Origin of the sequence: Nostoc sp., assembly GCF_036917095.1 — a bacterium.
Classification (GTDB): domain Bacteria; phylum Cyanobacteriota; class Cyanobacteriia; order Cyanobacteriales; family Nostocaceae; genus Nostoc.
Map to the genome: position 1 here is coordinate 97398 of NZ_JBALFH010000020.1, position 24033 is coordinate 121430.

Annotated in this window: 18 protein-coding genes and 1 other RNA gene; 6 read left to right on the top strand and 13 right to left on the bottom strand. The window is 40.4% G+C overall.

All coding sequences use genetic code 11. The annotated features are described in order from the left end of the window. Positions 1-189: 189 nt before the first annotated feature. Complete coding sequence (locus tag V7L01_RS08500; RefSeq protein ID WP_335033694.1) at positions 190-1965, bottom strand: KAP family NTPase; 1776 nt, start codon at positions 1963-1965, stop codon at positions 190-192. 964 nt (positions 1966-2929) lie between these two features. Here V7L01_RS08500 and V7L01_RS08505 point away from each other — a divergent pair. After that, positions 2930-4396 (top strand): MFS transporter, encoded by a 1467-nt coding sequence (locus tag V7L01_RS08505; RefSeq protein WP_335033696.1) that lies wholly within the window; start codon positions 2930-2932, stop codon positions 4394-4396. Positions 4397-4469: 73 nt separating this feature from the next. On the opposite strand, the gene V7L01_RS08510 is transcribed toward V7L01_RS08505, so the two are convergent. The 7 genes from V7L01_RS08510 to V7L01_RS08540 all read right to left on the bottom strand — a co-directional run bounded on the left by V7L01_RS08510 (position 4470) and on the right by V7L01_RS08540 (position 16154). Next, positions 4470-5198 carry a DUF72 domain-containing protein gene (locus V7L01_RS08510; protein WP_335033698.1) on the bottom strand — a complete coding sequence of 243 codons (729 nt, stop codon included), beginning with the start codon at positions 5196-5198 and terminating at the stop codon, positions 4470-4472. Between the two features lie 660 nt (positions 5199-5858). Further along, entirely contained in the window at positions 5859-6422 is a 564-nt protein-coding gene (locus V7L01_RS08515) for a DOMON-like domain-containing protein (RefSeq protein WP_335033699.1), read from the bottom strand. Then, complete coding sequence (locus V7L01_RS08520) at positions 6419-7537, bottom strand: phosphotransferase enzyme family protein (protein WP_335033701.1); 1119 nt, start codon at positions 7535-7537, stop codon at positions 6419-6421. The genes V7L01_RS08515 and V7L01_RS08520 overlap by 4 nt, the downstream gene beginning before the upstream one ends. Positions 7538-8026: 489 nt before the next feature. Continuing rightward, positions 8027-9331 carry a Tudor-knot domain-containing protein gene (locus V7L01_RS08525; protein ID WP_335033702.1) on the bottom strand — a complete coding sequence of 435 codons (1305 nt, stop codon included), beginning with the start codon at positions 9329-9331 and terminating at the stop codon, positions 8027-8029. A gap of 663 nt (positions 9332-9994) precedes the next feature. After that, positions 9995-11143, bottom strand: a complete 1149-nt coding sequence (locus V7L01_RS08530) for a response regulator (RefSeq protein ID WP_335033704.1) — start codon at positions 11141-11143, stop codon at positions 9995-9997. A gap of 1394 nt (positions 11144-12537) precedes the next feature. Then, positions 12538-13029: a hypothetical protein gene (locus tag V7L01_RS08535; protein ID WP_335033706.1), complete on the bottom strand. Its 492-nt coding sequence runs from the start codon at positions 13027-13029 to the stop codon at positions 12538-12540. 539 nt (positions 13030-13568) lie between these two features. Continuing rightward, positions 13569-16154: a GAF domain-containing protein gene (locus tag V7L01_RS08540; RefSeq protein ID WP_335033708.1), complete on the bottom strand. Its 2586-nt coding sequence runs from the start codon at positions 16152-16154 to the stop codon at positions 13569-13571. 773 nt (positions 16155-16927) lie between these two features. On the opposite strand from V7L01_RS08540, the gene V7L01_RS08545 reads away from it, so the two are divergent. The 3 genes from V7L01_RS08545 to pstS all read left to right on the top strand — a co-directional run bounded on the left by V7L01_RS08545 (position 16928) and on the right by pstS (position 20357). After that, on the top strand, positions 16928-17668 hold the full coding sequence (locus V7L01_RS08545) for a cytochrome c biogenesis protein CcdA (RefSeq protein ID WP_335033710.1): 741 nt from the start codon (positions 16928-16930) through the stop codon (positions 17666-17668). 55 nt (positions 17669-17723) lie between these two features. After that, on the top strand, positions 17724-19121 hold the full coding sequence (locus tag V7L01_RS08550; protein WP_335033712.1) for a cytochrome c biogenesis protein: 1398 nt from the start codon (positions 17724-17726) through the stop codon (positions 19119-19121). 156 nt (positions 19122-19277) lie between these two features. After that, entirely contained in the window at positions 19278-20357 is a 1080-nt protein-coding gene (gene pstS / locus V7L01_RS08555) for a phosphate ABC transporter substrate-binding protein PstS (protein WP_335033714.1), read from the top strand. A 37-nt stretch (positions 20358-20394) separates the two neighbouring features. Here pstS and queF read toward each other — a convergent pair whose 3' ends face one another. The 5 genes from queF to V7L01_RS08580 form a co-directional block, all read right to left on the bottom strand. After that, a complete protein-coding gene (gene queF, locus V7L01_RS08560; protein ID WP_335033716.1) occupies positions 20395-20808 on the bottom strand; it encodes a preQ(1) synthase in 414 nt (137 codons plus the stop codon). Positions 20809-20873: 65 nt separating this feature from the next. Further along, entirely contained in the window at positions 20874-21272 is a 399-nt protein-coding gene (locus V7L01_RS08565) for a hypothetical protein (RefSeq protein ID WP_335033718.1), read from the bottom strand. Positions 21273-21430: 158 nt separating this feature from the next. Further along, positions 21431-21817 (bottom strand): phasin family protein, encoded by a 387-nt coding sequence (locus V7L01_RS08570; RefSeq protein WP_335033719.1) that lies wholly within the window; start codon positions 21815-21817, stop codon positions 21431-21433. A 25-nt stretch (positions 21818-21842) separates the two neighbouring features. Continuing rightward, an RNA gene (gene ffs / locus V7L01_RS08575) (signal recognition particle sRNA small type) lies at positions 21843-21939 on the bottom strand. Between the two features lie 37 nt (positions 21940-21976). Beyond that, a complete protein-coding gene (locus tag V7L01_RS08580) occupies positions 21977-22243 on the bottom strand; it encodes a YciI family protein (RefSeq protein ID WP_335033721.1) in 267 nt (88 codons plus the stop codon). Positions 22244-22361: 118 nt separating this feature from the next. On the opposite strand from V7L01_RS08580, the gene V7L01_RS08585 reads away from it, so the two are divergent. Both V7L01_RS08585 and V7L01_RS08590 read left to right on the top strand, forming a co-directional pair. Continuing rightward, the gene (locus V7L01_RS08585; protein WP_335033723.1) at positions 22362-22913 is read left to right on the top strand and encodes a 2'-5' RNA ligase family protein; all 552 of its coding nucleotides are present in this window, start codon (positions 22362-22364) and stop codon (positions 22911-22913) included. Between the two features lie 510 nt (positions 22914-23423). After that, positions 23424-23822: a hypothetical protein gene (locus V7L01_RS08590; protein WP_335033725.1), complete on the top strand. Its 399-nt coding sequence runs from the start codon at positions 23424-23426 to the stop codon at positions 23820-23822. The last annotated feature ends 211 nt before the right edge of the window (positions 23823-24033 follow it).

Sequence of the window (24033 nt, forward strand, 5' to 3'; positions counted from 1 at the left end):
CGTGGAGAGTAAAGTATATTCCCTGATATTAGAAAGTGCTGAAGATATCTAAATCTTTCGTGGGTTATAGAATATTTATATATCTAGTAGTAGTGTTTTGATCGCCAAGAAGTAATTTTATTTTTAACCCACTTTTGTTACTATATTGTACGCAACCAAGAAACACTATAAATAAATCCAGATTTTGTATTATTTATAGCTAGTATCAGTTTTTACCTCTATTCTGGTAGTCATTTCTTCTAGTTCTTTGAGGTGCTGTGCGTTCACAAGCCATTTCTCTTCATAGTTGGATTTATCTGTATCATATTGACTTTGTTGCTCTTTTAGTATTGCAATTTCATGATTAATTATTGGTAATGCTTTCCCTTGGGTAATTACTTTTTTTAGCAACTCAAACCGTGATGTTTCATTAATTTGACGTAAGAGTTGCGAGATACAACGACTAATAATAACTTCATTGCTAAAAGCAAGAATGCTATTAGATTCATCATCTTGAGATAATAATTGCTCGCTGACATCAAATAAAGCTTCTACAACTGAAGGGATGTAATTCACAGGAATTTCTTCAGTATAATTTTCTAGCTGTTCTATAAACACCCTAGCTTGCGTTGTACCCTTTGGAAGTTTTTGTTTAGTAAGTTCTATCAAATAATTTCTAAACTTCTCTGTATTTTCAACCAAACCAAGGATGATTTTTATCTGAATATTAGATAATTCACCTGCTGATAATGACAGACGAAAGTAAATAGGAAATATTTCTAAACTACATACACATAGCTGTTTGCGCCATTCTAACTCTTGCTTTTCATCTAGAGAAGTATTACCCGAAATTAGTTTTAATTTCGGAAAAAGTTGCATAAGCAAATTTTTAACAGGCTGCTTATCCTCATCTCGTAGTTGGGCAATCCAGGTATTCAGAAGACTGTTTCGTTCGTCTACTGAAAGCTTTACATCTCCTACAAAAACATAAGGATTTTGATGGATTATGCTATATATATTTGGGCAAAAGACACGCAAAGACTCAATGGCAAGGAAATCAACAGGGTTTACTTCATCTTTTACTGCTGGATACGTCACTGTTAAAGTGTTAATAAAACGAGTAATATCGCGGATGTTAGTAATAAAGTGTTCTATTCCTTGAAAGTAAATATCACCCCAGCGAGTTTGGTTGATTTGTTGTTTTGCTGTTGGAGAAAATATACGATCTAGCTTTTCAAAAAGCAGCCGACGAAGTGAAGTTTTATCAGGATTAGGTAACTCAAAACTAACTTGAATAATCTGTTCCAAGTATGCTTCTTCAGATATTTCTTTAGGATCTGCAATCGTTCTCATTACAACTTCTTTATTAAAAACCAGAAGATAGACAAGATTAGTAAAATTTCGCATTGCTTTAAAAATACGAAATAACTGCTTGATATCTTCCGCAGCCAACCGATCGATATCGTCAATTGTTACAACTATTCGCCGTTGTTGCTGTGCTAACGTGTCTTCTACTTCTTCTTTTAATTCGCCAGCTTCCTTGTCCTTATCATCCAATAATGCTGCTAATGCCTTGCCAGTTTGAGCATAAGGTAGAGGAATGTCTGAAATAACGGTGGCAAAATCAGCTACTCTCTCTCTCAAACCTTTTGGCACAGATGACTCTTGGCTTAAAACGTTTTTTAATTGGTCAAAAAAGCGCCTTGTGATATTTTGGTGCCCAGAGAATAACCAAGGATTAAAAGGAATGATGATTGGTTTCTCTTCCTCTGGCTTTTGCTGAAGATAGTGAACTACAAAGTTTAATAGTGTAGATTTGCCAGAGTTCCAAGAACCGTAAACTGCAATAACGAAACCTTCAGGATAGGTCATTCTGCAAATACTTTCCGCTAGATACTTGGCAAAGTTCGCATGTCCTAGCAGGTCTTTTTCTGGATCGACTAAGGAGCTATCTGCCGATATATCGTTAATTTCCGCCTGTGCCATAAAAAATTTTGATTACTCGTACTGCGATCGTGGCACATTCTGTAAGATGGGCAATGATACCTCACGATAGAAATTTCCAGTGAATAATTTCCTCAAGGCTTATGCAATTGGTTACATATTAGTTATTTAGTATAGCTGTGTATTAGCAGGTTAAATAAACAAACAGCGTATCTTGGAAATTCTATCTCCATGTCATCTAGTAAAATTACTCAAAGTAGTTCAACTTAAACCCCAATTCTGATTATTGGTTATAATCCAGCATTATTTATGTCTATGTGTACTAGTGCCAGCTAAATTTTAAGATTCCTCTACAAAGGTATTAATTCTTAAGAGTGAATTTGGGAAATATCAATTATTTTCTCTCCACAAAATATTCATTACCTGCTAAAAATATTTATATAAGCAAGTTTCTAGCGCAATCTCCATACATAGAATTAAATTTATGTCAATTAATTGGCTTTTTTGATTAGAAGCTCAAGCGCAGCTATATGCCTGTCTTCTGTGCGAAAGCAATCTATAGTCAATACTTACTATCAACTAGGGCGTGTTTTTAAAGTCTCGGATTCCCCCAACCTTCCTTAAAAAGGGGCGCTTTAAGAGACTCTGAATCAAGTCTTTTTAAGGGAATGCGGTCTTGCGGTCTTCTCCCTACAGCCCTTCTCCTAAAGATAAATTCGCGTTCGGGCATCCTACGGCAGGCGCTAGCCTCTCCCAAAGGGAGAAGAGGAGACGCCAAGGGCGAACGAGCGTCTAGTGTCTCCCCAAGTAGAGCAAGTGGCTTGGATTTAGAGGCATCTAAAAATTTAGAAGGCTAAACGAGTAGTTTGAGAACACACCCTAGCCTTCAGGACAAGTAAGGAATTGCAATGCGTTAAAGCTTATTGATGAAATATTATATAAGTTTTACTAATTGCGGCTAATAGTAGTTATAACAATTTAACTCTTTAAATATTGATTAGATAATATGGTTCAGTCCCAAGAAGATGACATTTCAGTAGAGGCTAGTTCTCTTCCCCCTGTGCCCATTCAAGAAGTCTCTGAGGATAGGGCATTAACGGAGACGGTACTTTTTCCAACTCCGAAACTGTTTTTGAAAATTTCTAAGCTAGAAATTCGCAAAAGCCTTAAAGCGCTAACTTATGAGAGTGTCTTTGCTACGATTTTTTATAGTGTCATCGGCGGCGCGTTGCTCAGTAATTTCTTGCTAGAGTTGGGTGCTGGGCCAGTACAAATTGGTCTGCTGGCGGCTATACCTCAGATGGTGAATCTTCTGCAACCACTGGGAGCGTATTTGGTAAACCGAAGTACCAGTTTTCGCTGGTATTTCCTGTGTATTTTTATCCCATCGCGGTTGGTGTGGTTGATTCTCTTGCCAGCGATTGTGTTGCTTACTTCATCTCATCTGGCTGGATACCAAGTAGTGCAGTTGACTTTAGCAATTCTCTTGGTAGGTAATATCATTGAAGCTTTCGGTCGTGCGCCTTGGCTTGGGTGGTCAGCTGTGTTAGTACCTCAACGGTTGCGGGGGCGATATTTTGGTTTTCGCAATAGCATTCTCGGCTTGACTAACCTCATTGGTGTGCCGTTGCTAGGTTTAGCAGTATCGGTTTGGCCTGGTGGAACAGTTCAAGGCTATGGTGCAATGTTGGTTCTAGGAATTTTGCTAGGGCTAATCAGTCAAATCTGTCAGTTCTGGATGACTGATGTAAACCCGCAGCTTTTAACAGCCACGGGTTCAGACACATCCCAACCCCGGTCTCAGGGTATAGATTTTAGCTTTCTCAAAGATGCTAATTTTTGCAAGTTTGTACTTTACCTGAGTATTTGGTGCTTTGCTGTTAACATCAGCGCTCCCTTCTTTAACCTCTATATGCTAGATAACCTGGATATAGATATTAGTGTGGTAACGATTTATCACGGTTTAGGAACTGGTGCGAACATGTTAATGCTGCTTTTGTGGGGCAAACTGGCCGACCGAATTGGGAATCGTCCGCTACTGCTATTGGTGGGAGTCTTGGTGGCGGTGACACCTCTGCTGTGGCTAGGAGTTGGAAGCGATCAAATTTCTTTTTGGATCTGGTTACCTTTATTGCATATACTAGCTGGCGCGACGTGGGCGGCAATTGATTTGTGTACCAATAATATGATGATGGGAATATCACCGGTGCGTTATCAGTCGAGTTATTTTGCGATCGCAGGTGCAGTTGCTGGTATAACTGGAGCAATGGGTATCACTCTTGGTAGCTTTCTAACGACTCTACCTTTTATCGAAGGTTTGCTAGGGCTGTTTGTTCTCTCCGGCTTATTAAGAATGGCTGCACTTGTGTTTTTGGCTTTTGTTCAAGAGCAGCGCTCAGTACCACTGAGTCAGCTAATGCGAGTCCTGTTTCCCATCAGGCAGTCAACCGATCTGATTGAACTAAAGGAATAAGTTGTTAACTATTAATAGGGGCAGGGGTTGCCTTTCCTTTGCCTCTAATATCAAGTTCAGACTAACACTTATTTCAACAACATCCCAGCAAAATATACAATTTTTGAGCATCACGAATAGCATGTCCATTGGGGTCGTTATTGAAATACACATAAACGTTAATCCCCTGTGTAAGAAATGAACGGATACGCTCGGCCCATGTAGATAACTCTTCATCGCTGTAGCCAATATCCCATTGCCCACTGTGCATACGGATATATGTCCAAGGAGTAGTCAAACAGACATCAAGAGGAACTGTTGGGCTTACAGGTAAGCAAAGGGCTACACCTGCACTTTCTAGTAGTTTGTAAACTTGAGGGATCAGCCAGCTTGTGTGACGGAATTCAACCGTAAACCGTTGTTTTGGGTAAGTTTGAAGTAATTCCAAAAATGGCTGAAGACGCTCAAGATTAATGTGCCAGGTATGAGGAAATTGAAATAAAATAGGGCCGAGCTTTTCTTGCAATCCAGATGCACGTTCCATAAGACGAGATAGCGGTTCTATCGGGTCTTTTAACTTCTTCATGTGGGTGAGATAGCGGCTACCTTTGACGGCAAAAACAAAATTAGATGGTGTTTGTTCGCGCCAATTTTCAAACACAGACCGTTCTGGCAAACGATAAAAGGAAAAATTAATTTCAACAGTGGCAAAATGTTGGGCGTAAAATGATAATTGCTGGTCGCTAGGTAAATGTGGTGGATAGAAAATGTCCATCCAATGCTTATAAACCCAACCACTAGTACCGATTTGCAGCTTACTCATTCAGTTAGCTCAATTATATTATTCTCGTGGAAACCACCAAGCCCAAGCGAGTAACAGAATCTGAAAAGAGAGTCGCAACCAAATCAGTGGGGCAGTATATGGCGATACTAAGCTAATCGGCATTTAAGTTGCATGAAGGTAGGGCTGAAGCCCTTACTACAAGCGAATCATTTTGGAAAAATGAATGACGATTAGCTTACAACTTCTATCTTATTTAAATGAAGCGATAAAATAATATTAGGATTTACGCAAAACCATGATAAAACGAACCACAAAGGACGCAAAGGACATAAAGGAATAAGAGTTTCAGAGAGTTCTTGCGTAAGTCCTGAATATATAACTTATTATCTTTAATTTACATAAAATTTATATCTATAAAATGAAGTGTATCTTATTAAGTTTAAATGTAATTTCAAACACAATTTAATCGCTATAATAATCTTTTTTAGCTTGTTTAAAGTAAAAAATCCAATGCAAGATATAATAATCTCAAAAACCAAGCAGCCCAACTGGCAGTTCCAGGGTAATTTAGGATAAACCCATAAAATACATCTGTCATATCTTCAGCAAACAGATCGAAAAGAGAACTCCCTTGAAAATATTGAAAGTTATATATAGAGCGTAATATTTGCCAATTCGCAAGCTATATAAAAACGTATCTCACAACTTAACAATAAAACTGTTTCGCAGATGAAAGTCAGCCTCCGCGCCTTGATGAGTTAACGCCCAGTAAGTCACCTCATCAGCTCTATCTTTGATGACAGTAGTAATGCCAATTTCAATAGCTTGTTCTGCCGAGACAATTTTATTCAAATCGACATATAAGACAAGTGCTAAACCGTCGGCTTGATTCTGAACATTAAATGGAAGTATTGTAAAAGCTGTTTCCTCTTGCATACCTTGACGGTAGGCATCAAAGCGATAGACATTCCAGTGTCCGGCGGGGGAAAGGTTGAATTCCCAATACCGTGGAGAATCTTTGATGCCAAGGAAGAACTCAAAGCATGTGTCTTTCCATAATTCGTGCTTGCGTGATGGTGTGTTTGATGGTGGGGCGATACCTCCATGCTGCGCTAATGCCAACGAAATTTCTTTTAAATCGCCTTCAAGGGTGTAGCTGATGGCAAGCTGATTAGAATTTCGAGCGATATTACCTGCAATTTTCAAATTAAGCAGGGATTTTGTAGAAGGAAAGGGTTGCAAGGAAAATGTCTGGTGATTCATTTCATATCTTTGATAATATTGCAAATCTGCGTTTCTTGAGATTCAATACTTTCGGTAAGTTTAAACTGGACGATCGCTCTTGCCAAGTTATGTTCTGAGTGCTTGACTTTAAAGTAGACATTCCCTGCTAAATAATCAGCAAAAAATCTCAGTCCTAGTTCAAAGGCGATGAGACGAATTGCATCGTAAATATAGGCATAGTCATTCTCAGTAAGAAATGCCTTTGCTACCGAGAGATAACCTTTTAGGATTCCCTGGCACAAGTCGGTATCGAAATAAATACTTTCCCAATTTTCGGTTTCTTCTCCGGCAGGATTGCAACCCGATCGCAGGCAATCACCAATATCGTAATGTACCAGACCAGGTTTAACAGTGTCGAGGTCTATAACGCTGACGGCTTGCTGAGTAGCAGTGTCAAACATGACGTTGTTGATTTTGGGATCGCCGTGCATCAGACGCAGAGGTAGCTTGCCTTTAGCTTTGGCATTTTCTAGGATATGTGCAAAAGTTTGGCGATCGCTAACAAACTGCAAGCAATAATTAACTTCCGAAGATTGAGGCGCACTACTTTTCGTCAACACTTCCTGATAATGCTGGAGATAAAGCGGTGTAATATGGAACCCTTCTAGGGTGTCAGCGAGTTTTTCTGGTGGCAAGTCGCTAATTAGATTGTGGAACATCCCCAAGGCATAACCGATTTCTTTCGCGTGCAAGCGATCGCGCATAGTATCAAAGGATTGGGAGCCTTCAATAAAGCTAATCGCCCGCCAAAAGGAGCCATCTGCATCCCGCCAGCAATCTCGATTGTCCTTGGTTAATAGTACGCGTGGTATTTCCCAGCGACGATTTAAGGGTGTGTGCTGTAATCGTTTGCGAACATGGTCAGTGAAGGTACGCATATTCTGCATAATCAGTTGTGGCTGACGAAACACCTGCGTGTTGATGCGTTGCAGGACAAAATGTTGTTCTTCTGAGGAATCTAAAGTTACTAAAAATGTGTCATTGATATTACCACTTCCAAAAGCTTTAACGCCTGTAACCTTTCCCCATTGGGCAAATTGCTCGGCGATCGCAACCAGATTCTGGGCCCCCTGTGTATTGAATTCTTCTGTCATGTTCGTGTTTAACCTTTACTACTCCTCACGTATATTGCACGAAGGCAATAGGGGATATCGTAGCGCAAGTGTCAAGATAATTCGTAACTCTTAATTAATCAAAAGGTGTTTGATCCCCGTGGTTGTACAAGCAGTCTTGCTTAAGGTGGGGTGAAAATATCTAGATGAAATATAATTATGAATTATCAATTACAGTGTCTATTATGAATTTTTAAAAGTACTATATCCTACCACAGGGCGCGTCAAATAAATTAAAAATTAAAGACAATTAGTGGGAGCTTGAACTCACCACTAATTGTTCGCGTAGCGTCCCGTAGGGAAGACCGCCATAATCAAAGATTATGGCGGGGGCTTGTACCCAGAATTAATTAATTCAAAATTATTTCCATTCTTCATTTTGAATTTTGAATTTTGCATTTAGAATTCAAAAAAGGTCACGAACAGCCCATCAGAGATATCGCTCTCGCCAACCCCGTGCTAATTTAATATTTAGGAAATCTCATCGCTATCAACCCACTCGTCATAGGATGAGTCATAACCAATGTAGTGAAGAAAGTATTGCTGACCTTGGATTTGCTCAATCGTTGCGGAATACCAAGCCTCTTGGTCATTATCCCAACATTTTACCTTTTGACCCACTGCATATCCATTGTCATCAGAGGAGCGAAGTTCGCGAGTCCGAATGTCATCTTCGCCTACCCACTGGTCATAAGATGAACCGTAACCAAGATAATGAATAAAGAATTGGTCATCTTGAATCTTCTCAATTGTTCCCTGATACCAATCCTCATCATCATTGTCCCAGACTTCTACTGTTTTGCTGATTTCATACTGATTTTTATCCGACTTGACAGCAGATGAAACATCTTGAATAGGTTTTTGCTCCTCTTGTTTAATTTCCTCTTTTACTAAAGTATAAGCTTGCAAAATCAAGCTGCGAGCGACAGTTTGAATCCCCGTATGTTCGTAGTAATTGGTAGTTTGATCTAGGAATGCGGCGACAAAATCTAAATTATCATCAGCAATCTGGATAAAATTGCCTAAATGACTAGAAATTGATTGCGGGGTGATGCCTGTTTTGGATACTAAGTTATTCATCCAGCCTTGTACAGCGTTAAAACCCTGAGCGATAAAACCAACTTTATCAGAGGGATTATTGCCGGGAAGAAAGTTACTGATTGCTGAGAAAACAGGATTTTGAGCGATGACGCCAGTATCAGTGCCACTAATAACTCCCTGAATTTTGCTGAGAAAGTCGGGGCCTAAGGGCAGAATTCCGTCTACACAAACTAGAGCTACCATCCGCATTAGGGATGCATCTTGATAGTTGTTAGCAAGGGAATTAGCAAACTCTTGGGGATTAGGTTGAGGAATGCCATTTAGTTTGCAAAAGGCAATGATTTCGACAGCGATTTTCAATACTAAGTCGATAGATTGAGTTACATCAGCTTTCGGAGTAATTTTGCCTAAAAAAGACAGAAATCCGATTTTCTCACTAACTTTATTTGCTAAAGCTGCCGCTCCCATAGCTGTGTCTGCTTTATCAATTGTTTGATAAAGTTTGATTGCAAATTGGTAGCCTTTTTGAGGATCTGCGTATAAGGTAGCTGCGCGATCGCGGATTTTCTGAATTACCTTCGCATCGGTAACTCCAGTAATGCTGCGAATATTATTCTCAAACCCCGTCAAATTGCTCCACTCACCTGGTGCTACAAAATCAAGAGCTTTTAAAACTTTGACAGTGATATTGTCAGTCGGTAATTCGTCAACCAACTGAATAATTGATTTATCCATCAGCGGCTCCTCAAAACTCAAAATATTTTTACAGCAGAGTTCAAATAAACTTACAACAACCAATAACAGTTGCTACCTTACGGAAAGCCCTTCTCTGGTCAAGGCTGCGCGAATTACTGAACCGTATTAATAGAGTTCCCCGACCTGACCGAAAAATAACAACTGGCGATCGCCAATCAAAAGATCGCCTCTCAATACTGCTCGATTAAGAAATTTATCTGTCGAGGCGAGCAGGGGAGGAAAAAACGCTTATCTGAGTAGTAAGCTAAAAAACATCTAAATTGCATAATCAGATTAAATCAAACTCTTTTGGGGTGGGCATCTTGCCCGCCCTAGCTATGCAATTTAAATGTGGAACAGCTTATTGCATTACCTATCATCTGCTGACTTTTCAAGCTACTGAGCCTACATCTGAGCGCAACTCGGTACCAACATATTTGTTTTTTAACATTATTGGGATAGCTTGAGGTTGCTGTATACGAATTAATACTAATAAAAAATGTAGCTTTTTTATGAGAAATACCTAAGCTTTTCCGTACTGATATGGCGAACGCTCAAACTGTAAAGTAAGTCTTTACATGCATTCTTTTTTAGGTAATACTCAAGATTAAATCTCCAAAAAAGTTATGTTAGTTAAGCATAGTTATTGATTATATAAGTAAATTAAACAATATGCTGAAAGATTACTTTTAGTAGATCCCCTTGTGTAAAAGGCTTGGTTAAATAGCCTGATGCTCTAACCATCTTAGCTTTAGCTCTATCTATAAATCCTGATTTTCCTGACACCATAATCACTGGTGTATTTTTAAAATATGAGTGTTTACGCAGCAAAGTACAAAGTTCATATCCGTCCAAGTTAGGCATCGAAATATCCAACAAAATTAAGTCTGGTTTTATGCGGACAATCTGCATTAAAGCTTTTAAAGAATCGGTGACTCCGACAACAGAAAAGGTTTGCTCATCTAAATAACTTTTAATAGTACTCAATACCGTAGGACTGTCATCAATACAAAAAATTGTGTAGAGTTTTTTGTCGGCAGGCGGTTGGCTGCTTTGCTGACCCCTATGTTCATTACTATTAATAGAATAGGCTGCTGGTTTATAACCGTTTGTTCTAGGTAACTTTGGTGTAGTTCTGGCTTTAGGTTGTAGCTGATTTATTTGGAACAATTGTGAGGGGTGCGGTTGAGAAATTGGCGATGTCTGGCGATAAGCCCCTTCTCTACGTTCGCGCAGCGTGTCGCAGACAGAGGCTTCTCTTTCAGAGACGCTAACGCGAACGCCAACACTTCGGGGTGCTTGACATCGTTCAACTAGTAAGCGGACATTTAGATGACAAAACTTTGGCATGTCATCCAGAAAGCTTTCAGGTATAAACTCATAACTCCCCTCTTCTAAGTTCAGAAATGACTCCAGAACTTCTAGTGCCAATTGTTCTATCAGTATCGCTGCTTGAGAGGGATTGATATATTTCTGATTGACTAACCAGCAAATAGCCAGGTAATCTGGGTTTGGTATTGCCTGATTTTCAATACCAGTTTCAAATATCGCCCGCAACTGTTCTTTGATTCCCTGAGGGAGAGTAGAAACTTGCTGACTCAAGCGTTGCAAATTTCTGTAAAGTGGCTCAAACATTTTCTCTGAGTAGCAGGCATAAATTAGTTTACCCTCGTCTACATATATTGACCAAGAGCCTGACGTGCTAAACACCTGTAAACAACCAGTAACCGACTTACTAGTGATTTTTTTCAACAGAGATAAAGGCTGGAGCTTTTGGAAAAATCTGTATCTACTAATCGGAAATGTCTTCATTAGGATGGCTCTGGAATAAAATTAACATTTGCAGGCAAAATTAGTGAATTACCTTTTCGGAATTCACCGCGACTTTGTTGGGAGCACTGTCAGATAAATATAACGGTCACATTTGAGTTAGTACAGAGATTCCACACCCCCCAACTCTTAATTAACCAATCTCTGTTAAGCTATAAAGCACGAGTTACAAATAAACCAATCCATGTTATTGCCCAATGGCAAAATGGCCCGACTGGTTGCCAGGATATAGTATTTCAAAAATTAGATTGGTTTTCTGTATCTTTCGCTAATCTAGCCAATCTAACAGTAACTCAAGTGTGGCGCACAGACCATTGGCTCTCGCCCATCAGTCACAAAAGCATCATTGTTATCCGTATTTAGTAGTCTAAAATTGCAGAGAAAAGGGTATACTTTGCACATACTTTAGTTATCTAGAAAAAGTTTCTTTGCCCCTGATGCTAAGGTCTGGAGCGACCAAAACTTACTATAATGTAGACGCAAATGCCACTATTCCAATACTTTTAGGCATTATCTCCGGTATGTTTTTGTAGCCGTGACTAAAGCGCTGGGTACTTTTCTAAGAAGTTTATTCTTGAGGAGAACTTCTTCCAGAAAGAAAGTATTATTAAAAACTAAGCATTCTAAAAGTCCAATGTCTTACTTAGGTTTGTGATTGTAGAGCAACTCTTAGTGTTGGTATTCAGCAAAATTATCACTTGCACAACAAAAATGGTAACCTCCGACCAAGGATGAGTTAGCTGATAGTTGCCGCCATGATGGTGTGTGGTGAGATGCACAGGCGACCAGTTCAGCAGAAGGGACTCTCTTCATAAATACTGGAAACGGGTTCTAATATTATGTGGGGCTAAATACTCACCCTGCACAATTTGGAGTGACAAATTCAAGAACTTACAGCGAAATTCTTGATTGGTAGTACATACCTGCAAAATAGCTATTTTCAGCTAGATGGTAGATAACAGGCAACGTGCTCACTAAAATTCAGGTTACTATAATTTTCAAAAAAATTAGCAGAAATATATAAACTTCATGAGAAATCAGTAAAGTAAACATGAAAACTAATTAATATTATCTTTCAGTATTTATTTGCTCTAATATCCGGTAAGGCTGAAAATGTACAGTAAAAGATAATTTTATATGCTTATTTAATTACACTTATAAATCAGTGAATCATTTTATGGTAGCAATTTACCCGAAAATTCCCAAGTTTTAAAAATCACAAATATAAATACAAAATTAGACGCGTAGGCGTAGCCCGTTGTAACCATCGCATTAACCCATAACGTATACATAGCAAAAAGACGCAAAGATTTTCTTTGCGTCTTGGGCGTGAGATTTAGAAGTGGACATTCTCACCGTTATAGTTCTCCATCTACTTAAAATTGCTCCCGCCAGCTCCAGCTTAAAAGTGTGCCACCAGCCACCAGCTTAACTACTTCCAGCAGCCAATAACTACCGTGTAGTAAATTCATTGTGGATGGAATAGCAGCAGCAGCTTCAAATAGGTTGAGTTGAACTCCGATGGCGCACATTTGCGGAGTTAAGAAATAGGTGTCAAGCACAGCTATAGTTAGCAGCAGCACAGATAAAACAATACTGCCGATACTCCAGTGATATCGAGTTTTGCTCAAAGCTAGTGCCCCAGTCAGGACTACAGCAGCAGATAATAATTCCATCCGATTGAAGTTCCAAAAAATCGTATAGCCTGCTGTTGTAAAACCAGCTTGACTCATCATCCCAGAAAGATATAGGCTAGGCATAATTACCCAGTCTAAAACTAGACTAGCACTGAGCCAAAAGCCCAAAGTCAATATGATGCCGGTTTGCCAAATTGGTCGCTTGAATTCAAAGTTAGAAATAGCAGTCATAAAATAATTGCGTGTGTCGTATTCCTTAGTTTCTAACTTAACCAGCAGTTTGACAAGGAATATCAATTAACCTTTACAAAGCCATTTCTCTTAATTCATTCTTAATCCAATCCCAAGATTTTTTAAACTTTTTTAAGAAATATTAAGATATTTTAAAAATTAATTTACATGGATTTTGTGTGTTAGAAATACTCAATTTTTTCATATCGAAAGTAACTGGTCAAGGAATATTGGATGTTTTAGCAGACACTTCAGTAATTGCGATAATCAGACAAAATAGACCTTTCCCAAGTCAATCAGAAGATTGAGTGAATACAAATTACCAGCAAAAAACAAAGAGATATGAAAATCTTTATTCGAGCCAATCAGAGCCTTTGAAGAATTCCCTAAGTTTTATCCTCTCAAAAATAATAATTAAAGGTTTGTAGTGAGGGCTGAAACCCTCTGGTGCGATCGCTACATTTAAGTTATGTTTGGTAATAGAACTCAGTGTTGTTCAGTACGATTCTTCCACAGGAATGGAGCGTCAGAAATGGCACTTATTTTTCCTGAAATGTCCAGACTCCTTCATCCCAATCTGATTCTGTTGGGGGTGATTGTAACCAATGCTGACAACGTAGAAGGTGCAACATAGCAGCTTTATCCTGGTTGTCAGCTGCTAAAACTAGGGCAAATTCAGCTCTGGCACGGTTAAAATCGCGCCTGAGGTAATACTCACGCCCTTTATGATAGTGCTCAATCACTTGCAATTTTTCGCTTTCAATAGGATTGGAACGCAAACCCAGTAATTCATATATAGCTACTGGCTCATTTCTGCCTTTGACACGAATATAATCTAGTTCCCTAGCCCAAATATAATCTTGGCATGGTTTAAAAGTGTTATGGCTAATAATAATGTCGCAACCATACTGTTTACTAACACTTTCTAATCGGGAACCAAGATTAACGCCATCGCCAATGGCGGTAAATTCCATCCGCTTACTAGAGCCAATATTCCCACTAATCACGGTATCAGAATTGATGCCAATGCCGATCTTGATTCTGGGCTTATTCACTGCGTAGCGACGTAGATTAAATTCGTGCAAGCGATGACGCATTTCTAAGGATGTTTGCACTGCCATCCAAGCGTGTTCTTCTAAGGGTAAGGGAGAACCAAACACAGCCATGATGGCGTCGCCGATGTATTTGTCAAGAGTGCCTTTATGTTTAAAGACTGCCTCTACCATTGATTCAAAATATTCATTGAGCATACTCACCACTTCTTCTGCTTCCAAGTTTTCCGTCAAAGTGGTGTAGCCGCGAATATCCGAAAATAAAATCGAAACTTCTTTGCGATCGCCTCCTAGTTTAGCATCATCCAATTTCAGCAGTTCTTCGGCTAATTCCTGGGTCATGTAGCGGTACATCGTACTCTTGAGCCGCTTCTCATCACTGATGTCTTCCATCACCACCAGTGCTCCACGGACTTGCTCTTGGTCGCTAGCATCAGCAATTGTGTTAATCGATAAATTAATACTGTGCTGTTTTATGCTAGTACTTATGAGTGTGCGATCGGGGTAATATTGCTGGCGGCCTTTTAAGTCAACTGCATGTAAAGCATCCTGATACCACTTGCTAAAGTCACCTTCTTTGATGCCGATCGCATCAGTAACTAATTTACCTTCTAAACGATCTTCTGGCTCCAGTCCTAGCAAACGTTTGGCACTTTCATTGGCGGCGATAATTAACCCGGCTTTATCAGTGGAAACTACTCCATTGGAAAGACTACGCAGAATATCCCGTTGCATTTGTTCTTGTTGCTTAACTGTGGCAAACAACTGAGCATTTTGCAGCGCTACTCCGGCTTGAATATTAAAAGCTTCCATGAACTCTTCATCGTTGCGGTCAAAGCTAGCTTGGAAGCAGTCGGGAGCTTTGGGCCAATCAGCTGGATTATAAGGTGGAAAATCACCAGATTTCTTTTTATTTACGAGTTGGGTAACGCCAATTAGTTGTTGATCGGCGTTAAATACTGGCATACAAAGCAAGCTACAGGTGCGATAGCCATTTTGCTGGTCTAGCCGTTGGGCTGTCTCTGAGTCGGGATCGTAGTACAAGTCAAAGGCAATATTAAGTTTCTTGCCAGAAACCGCCACTAGACCAGCAAAGCCTTTACCTACAGGGACTCGCAACTCCTTTGTTGAACCATCGTCTTGGGTGATTTTCGTCCATAATTCATCGCGATCGCGATCTATCAACCATAGTGTACTGCGATCGGCATTCATCAGTTCCTTAGCTTCATCCATTACCCGCTTCAGGGTGTCTTCTAAGTCGAGACTGCTTTGAGAGAGGGACTTGATCGCCTTCATCAACGCCGCCACTGCTCTTTGTTTTTGGGTGGCTACATAAAAAGAGCGCGAAGATTCTAAAATCAGGCGAATCGAAGGGGCAAATTCTTGAAATAATTGTTCGTCAGCACAAGTAAAACCTTTGGTATCAATGCGCTCTCCAAGTGGAGCATCGTGATTATTCCCAGATTTTAATTTATTCAGTAATTGCACTACCGCAACTAATTGCCCGTGTTCGTTCAACAATGGCAAAGCCAGCATGGTGTAGGTGCGATAGCCAGTTCTTTTTTCTTGTTCTTGGGCAAAATGCGATCGCGGATCGCTATAAAAATCAAAGGGAATATTGATAACTTCCTTAAAGGTGGCGGCTTCCCCAGCAATGCCTTTATCAGCGGGGATGCGAATTTCTAAAGAGCGATCGCCCTCGCCCTCAGCCAGAATTGACCAGAGTTCTTGTTTTTCTTCATCCAACAAAAATATCGTCGTCCGATCTGCCCCCAACAATTCCCCAGTTTTTAAGGTAATTGAGTGCAACATTTCTTGCAGAATCGTTTCAAACCCGTGAGAATCCAACATTGATAGGGTTTGATGAACAATCTGTAATTTTTGCTCGACATCCTGAACGACCTGTTTAAAAGTATCCTGAGTCAAGGGAGCAAGAAACGTAGAAAAAGTTCCTTGTCTTGTCGCAAGAGCACCCACAGGAGCAGAATTTGCTTTTAATTCGAGGTTTTCTTGGTTGTGGACACCAATAATCAAATCGGTAGTCTCCCCAGAACTTCCTTGATACACTGACATAGCCGGTTTTTTATATAGCAGGATGAGGTTTTAGATTTAACAATGAAATTAAATTTATGTAAGTGGTGCTAAAAGCAACAATTGCTTGATATTATCCATAGTTTAATCGCTTGTCTAGCTAGCGTCATCCTGTGGAGGAAGGTGGAAGCCAAAGAAGAGGAAAGGGGCAGGGAGAAGGGTGGAGGGGTAGGCGGCAGAGAGCAGGAAATAAAAATGCTGGAATTTCCCAGTAATCAAGGGTTTCAGAGCTAATACATTTATTTATGCTCAACGTTTTATATTTATTTCGACCATCAAGTGCCACAAGAAATAATGGGTTCAAGCTTTCAGCAGCCCTAAATTTATTTATGGCATTCTCCCCCGTGCCGCTCTGGTCAATTACCACCAAGCCTGGTATGACCAGAGTACAAATGTAATAATACCCAGAATCCCTGCTAAAGTTTACACATAAATTTTATAGAGTAGCCCCAAAGACTTTTGATCCCCTCTTTTTCAATCTAATCAGGCGATCGCCTTTACCAATTCCTTTGGATCTACAGGTTGGGAAATATGCTAATGATTGAGCCAGCAATGGGCCATTATCCGGATGCAGGTGAGCTAAATTCTTCGGATGTGCCAGCCAAGGTTTCAGGTGTTAACCCAAATAATTGATAATTCCTTGGACAGATGAAATTTAGATGATATTAGGTTCGGATAACTAGTTCTGCTGACTCTACATCCAAAAATAAGCTAAAATTCAAGCAGAGTAAGCATTTCCCGCTCATAAACTCCCCATGTTTGATAACCTGCAAACCCAAATTTACCAACTAGAACAATTTGCCAACAGCCTTGTTTCTAACCAACTGACACACCTTAGCGTGGTGAGTATTGGTATCATCTTTGCAGCTGGTTTGCTCACCAGTCTCACACCCTGTATGCTTTCTATGCTGCCAATTACTATTGGTTACATTGGCGGTTATGAAGCTAAAAGCCGCCTGCAAGCAGCTGCCCAATCAACTTGGTTTGCTTTAGGATTAGCAACTACATTGGCAGGGTTAGGTATAATAGCAGGTTTAGTAGGAAAAGTCTACGGTCAAGTGGGAATTGGTTTGCCGATTATCGTCAGCATTATCGCCATTCTCATGGGGCTGAACTTATTGGAAGCACTACCTCTGCAATTTCCATCCTTGAATGAAACGAATTGGATTTCGCAAGATTTACCAGCAGGATTGCGTTCCTATTTACTGGGGCTGACTTTCGGCTTAGTCGCATCCCCTTGTAGCACACCTGTTTTAGCGAGCTTACTGAGTTGGATTGCCAATACACAAGACTTAATTTTAGGCGCTGTTTTGCTAATTTCTTACACCGCCGGTTATGTAGCACCATTAATTTTGGCGGGTACTTTTACAGCTTCAATTAAAAAGTTACTAGAATTGCGCCGCTGGTCTGGTTGGATTAACCCAGTCAGCGGGGCACTATTGGTAGGATTCGGTGTATTTTCCTTAATTTCTCGGATTCCCCTTGGCAGTTTTTAAGATAGTGCCCAATCGGAATTTATATTAACAGTACACTTATAAGTTTTTACACCTAATGACTTTAGAAGATTCAGCGTCCAAAGAATTAAAATGGTGGGCAATACCTGGGCAGTTCTTACGGCAAGAGCTTTTGCCTGTACTGACTAACTTACGATTAGCGATCGCACTACTACTATTGATTGCAATCTTTAGCTCCACCGGTACTGTAATTGAGCAAGGTCAGTCACCTGCATTCTACCAAGCCAACTATCCAGAACATCCAGCTTTATTTGGTTTCTTAACTTGGAAGGTAATTCAGGTAGTTGGGTTAGACCACGTATATCGTACCTGGTGGTTTTTGGCATTACTCATCTTATTTGGTACTAGCTTAACAGCTTGTTCTTTTACCCGTCAGTTACCAGCCTTAAAAGCTGCCCAGCGCTGGAAATATTACGAAGAACCACGACAATTTCAAAAGTTAGCTTTAAGTGCAGAACTAGATACAGGTTCCCTAGATTCTTTAAATCAGATATTACAGAAACGCCGCTATAAAATTTTTCTAGATCGAGAAAAAGAAAATCTTCTCTACGCCCGCAAGGGAATAGTCGGACGCATCGGCCCAATTATCGTTCATATTGGCATCGTCGCTATTCTGATCGGGGGAATTTGGGGGGCGATGACTGGTTTTTTAGCACAGGAAATGGTTGCCAGTGGCGATACATTTCAAGTGACAAATATTGTCGATGCTGGCCCTTTAGCAGCAAAAATTCCGAAAGATTGGTCTGTGCGCGTCAATCGTTTTTGGATTGACTACACTCCATCTGGCGGCATCGATCAATTTTATTCGGATATGTCTGTCTTGAATAAGCAGGGAGAGGAAATTGACCACAAAAAGATTTTTGTCAACGAGCCTCTGCGCTATCATGGCATCACTTTCTATCAAACTGATTGGGGAATTGCGGGTGTTCGCGTCCAATTTAACAACAGCCCGATTTTTCAGCTACCGATGGCGCAATTGAACACCAACGGTAACGGGCGCATTTGGGGAACCTGGGTTCCGACTAAACCGGATTTAAGTGAGGGTGTCTCCCTGTTAGCCAAAGACTTGCAAGGGATGGTATTAATTTACGATCCCACTGGCAAACTCGTTAATACTGTGCGTGCGGGGATGTCCACCCAAGTCAATGGTGTGAAGCTGAAAATTCTGGATTTAGTTGGCAGCACTGGCTTACAAATTAAAGCCGATCCAGGTATACCAATTGTTTATTCAGGGTTTGCCTTGCTAATGCTGGGTGTGGTGATGAGTTACTTCTCGCACTCGCAAATATGGGCATTGCAAAAAGGCGATCGCTTGTATGTTGGTGGCAAAACTAATCGCGCCCAAGTTGCTTTTGAACAAGAGGTTTTGGAGATTTTAGATCGGCTGAGTTCACAGCCAAAAGGTGAGGAGAAAGAAGCGGCGATTGAAGTTTAAACGCAGAGGTAAGCAAAGAAAATCGCAGAGGTACGCAGAGGATTACTTTGCGTACCTTGCGTTTTAAAGTTATTTATAACTAATTACGCCATTTCCACGGTTACAAAATTGCAAATTACTAGAGGTATTTATTCAACATTGGAACAAAAAATTTCTATGTCTGCTCAAGTTCAATTCAAGGGACGCGTTTACCTTCTACCCCTAATCGCTATCTTATTAAGTATCGCTTCTTGCGCTGCCAATAATCGAAACATCAAACATGTTTCTCTTGTTGGTGCTGGGGCAAGTTTTCCCGCGCCTTTGTACGAACGCTGGCTTTCAGATTATAACCAGCAAAATCCCGATGTGGAAATTAACTATCAAGCTATAGGGAGCAGTGCTGGAGTGCAGCAACTCATTGAAGGTACTGTGGACTTTGCAGCTAGTGATGTGGGAATTACAAATGAACAAGCAGCCAAGATAAAACGGGGAGTGATTGCTTTACCCATAACTGCCGGTTCTATTGTACTGGCTTATAACCTCACACCAGCCGCCCGCCAGTCGCCTCAAGTCAATGCGCCAAATGGTTTAAAGCTATCACGCCAAGTTTATGTAGATATCTTTCTCGGAAAAATTACGAATTGGAATCATCCTAAAATAGCCGCAGCTAATCCAGGAGTAAGTTTGCCCAATTTACCGATTCAGGTAGTACACCGAACTGATGGTAGTGGGACTACGAGTGTGTTGACGCAACACCTAAGTGCTATCAGTCCAGAATGGAAAAGCAAAGTTGGGGCTGGTAAAGCTATAGCATGGCGAGTAGGAATTGGTGGAAAGGGTAACGAAGGTGTTACCGCCCTGATTCAACAGATACCTGGAGCTATTGGCTATGTAGAATACGTTTACGCCAAACAAAATAAACTTCCTATGGCAGCTTTAGAAAATAAATCTGGTAATTATATTACGCCGACACCAGAATCTGTAGCTCAAACTTTAGAGACAGTAAAATTACCCGCCAATAACTTGATTGCTTTTATCACCGATCCTACAGGTGCTCAGTCTTATCCTATCGTCACTTACACCTGGTTTTTAACTTATCACCAATATCCAAACCGAGTCAAAGCTCAAGTGCTGAAAAACTTTCTTGATTGGGCTGTGATTGAAGGGCAAAAATCCAGTTTGGAACTCGGATATATTCCTTTATCTAAAAAAGTTGTGCTTCAAGTGCAATCTGCCGTCGAGAAAATTGGTAAATAAAGCCAATTAATGCCATCTGCGTTAATCAGCGATGATATTACTTTTGGTGACGCACTTCAACCACAGTATGTACATTACCGCGAGGCGTGAAATCTGCTTTCACCGTGACTTCTAACGGATCGCAAGCAGCCACAAAATCATCCAAAATTTGATTGGCAGATTCTTCGTGGGAAATGTAGCGATCGCGGTAACTGTTAATGTAAAGCTTAAGCGCCTTCAATTCCACTACCCGTTCATCAGGCACATAGCTAACGTAAATTGTCGCAAAGTCAGGATAGCCGGAAAACGGACATTTACAAGTAAATTCCGGCAAAGTAATGTTAATGTCATATCGCCTCCCCACACGCGGATTCGGAAAGGTAATTAGTTTACCTTCGGCTATGTCGCGTTCGCCATACTTCATTTCTTGGCTTGTCTGGGATACACTTTCAGGTAAATTTTTATTAGTCATTAGTCATTAGTTATTAGTCATTGGTTAAGAGTTAGAAATTCTCCCCCTGCTTCCCCTGCTCCTCTTCAATACTCTTCCTTCTCCCAGTCTGGACAATTCTCATCTTCACAACCGTGGGGATGCATAGCACAAACTAACAAATTACCATTATAAACTTGACCGTGGTAGTGACTACAACCGATACAGGCAGGATTTTTTTCGGCTGTAGGTTCAACTGAATAAGGAAAACCCGGATCTATATCTGTTACGATATCTTCCAGCTCCCAGTAAGCTTCAAACATTGGTTCAGTTAAATCTTGTAAATACTGATCGACACCAATGACAATGTTAGGGGCTTGCTCCGTGATTTCTTCCGTTAGCTCAAAAAAAGCGTCTACCATTTCACTCATTCCCAGGAAGAAACGCTCTACTTCATCAGCCACTGTTTCGACCATTTCTACTAAATCTTTTTGCCACTGTTCCATAAACTTGACGCCCTTAGAGGCTATAAACAGGACGGTTTGTGCTATCTGGCTTGAAGCACTAGAGTACACACTAGGCAATGTATCTTATCAAATTTATATCTGAAGTGTCATGTCAAAATGCCACTTTATTAATAAATATTTCTATCAAACAATGCTTTTTAACGATCGCGTTGCAATCGTTTTAACTCGTCTTGCAGGTCTAGCACTTCCTGACGTAATTTATCCACGTTCTCATCATTTGATTCTTCTTTCACCGTTAGTTCTTCATCTTCCTCTAAAATTTCAATGCGGCGAGGTTCAGAAGAGGGTGGTTTCTCAGAGGTTTCACCAGATACTGGGGCTTGTTGGGCTTGCTTCATCATATCTTCAACGAAGCGGCGGGCTTCTTCTGTGTTCATTTCGCCCTTTGCCACCATTTCATCTGCCAGTTTTTGGACTTGCGATCGCACTTCCGCTAATTTTCCCCCCGCTTTCTCACCTGCGTAAGAAGCTAATCCAACACCGAGGTAAAAAGCTTTTTGAACAATATCTCCAAAACCAGGCATTGTTGCTGAACGCTCCTAAAAATAGGGCGACCCGGAGACTACGCCTATCACAAGCCTCCCGTGTTGCTGCTACCTTCCGGTTCTGACAAGATTTGGGTGTTGCAATCGCATAGATCCAGGTCTTCTAAAAGCATAACATTAAAATTCAGTAAGTGTGTGTTATTCCATAACAATTCGCCATTCATAAAGCTGATAGGTGACGCAGCCGTTTTGCACCAAGGGATCATCAGCTACAATTGCTTCTGCTTCATCCTTTGAGGCTGCCTCAAACAGCAACATCCCGCCTCTTTGCTCTGCCCAATAGCCTGTTCGCGCTTTGTGCCCTTTAGCAATCAAGTCCTGAATGTAGGCTTTGTGGGCAGGTACATATTGGTCAAAGGTAGGTTTATCGACTTTGCCTTCTTCAATCTTTACAAACCAAGGCATTTGCTTACAACCTCTCAAATTTTTGTATCGTAATATAGTTGTAATATTTTCTCGGCGTTAGCGATCGCGGCTTAGGAGTTAGGAGTCAAAATAAAAATAATTAATATAGATGAGCTAGATGAGCCGTTTTTTTGTCGCCCTCTTACCACCGCAAGATATTCAAGACTACGCCAACCAGATTAAGCAGTACTTTGCCGATCGCTATGCTAGTAGCGGGGCGCTAAAGTCTCCGCCTCATATTACCCTGCAACCGCCTTTTGAATGGGTAGATGCTAACTTGCCACAGCTAGAAGCATCCTTGAAGGAGTTTGCTAGTGGACGACAGCCAGTAGCAATTACACTCAAAGGGTTTGATGCCTTTGTGCCTCGTGTTATATACATTAATGTAGTCAGAAGTCAAGAACTTTTTACTTTGCAAGCTGATTTAATGGCTTATATAGAAAGTAACTTGGGAATTGTTGACAAGGTTTCTAAAAGCCGCCCTTATGCGCCCCATATGACGGTTGCATTTCGGGATTTAACAAAGCAAAACTTTAAAGTTGCTTGGCCAGAGTTTGAAAAGCGTCAGTTGCATTTTGAGTTTACTGCCAATAAATTAACGCTACTCCTTCACGACGGTAAGCGCTGGAATATTAAATCGCAGTTTGGTTTTTTAGCTACCGAGCAATGAATAACGTCTAAGCTGTATGGTTACGATGGGAGCGTAAAAAAAGAAGTAACAATAACTAGCGATCGCAGCAGTTCTTAAAATAACAGCGCCTACAGCAGGCTACACCTATGCAAAAAATTTAATTAGTATCAGCTTACAAGTTCTCACTATGCCAAAAACTGTTATCAGAAAAATTTAAGCTTTTGTTACTAGCGCTTAAGCTGTGTTTATGAATGCTGAAGCTGTGATTATTATACCAAAAACTGTTATCGGAAAAATTTAAGCTTTTGTTACTAGTGCTTAAGCTGTATTTATGAATATTGCAGTTGTTGTTACTAACTCTTAAGGTGTTGTTATAAACGCTGAAATTGTCGTTACTAAAACTCGATCTGCCGTTAAACTGAAAAGAAACTACGAGAATTAGCCATTATTTATGTAATCAAAAATACGATATTTTGCGGATTATGCTGAACCCATATCCAGTTACAGTAACGCAAACTAGCCTTATAAGCTTTTGGCACAAGTAAATTTATGTCGCGTAAAAAACTAATATCCCGCATTCTAGAAAAGGCTGAGTTAAGAGCCTGTGGACTGAAGGCGATCGATCCAACCATAGATTTTGGGGATGGTTGCAACTTAAACAACATGACACAACTAATTGAGCAGTTACGTACCAAAATTGATGGGTATAACGACGCTCTAGCCGTGATTGATTCTTCCCGAACTGAGATTGAAGAGTTGGAAACAAGTTTGAGTCATCTTACTGGGAAAATGTTGATGGTAGTTGCCTTAAAGTACGGTAACGATAGCCGCGAATATGAGATGGCGGGTGGTGTTCGCCAAAGCGATCGCATCCGCAAAAGCAGGATAACCCGCTTGAAAGGTGGCGGAAAGCAAACATCAAAAAAGAACGCTCAAAGCGCTAAGTAAATAGTCGGACGGAATTAATTACATAAGATCGTTGCGAGTGTAACGAATTGAAACGTACTCCTACGGAAAGCAAGCTACGCCTAGCGTCTTGTAGAGTTGCAATTGGCTTGCGGTTTGGGATTGCTTTATTTCGTTGGTAATGACTGTAAATATTTTTGTCGAGCTACTTATGATTACAGCAGGAGTTAGGAGTTAGGACTAACTTGAAATC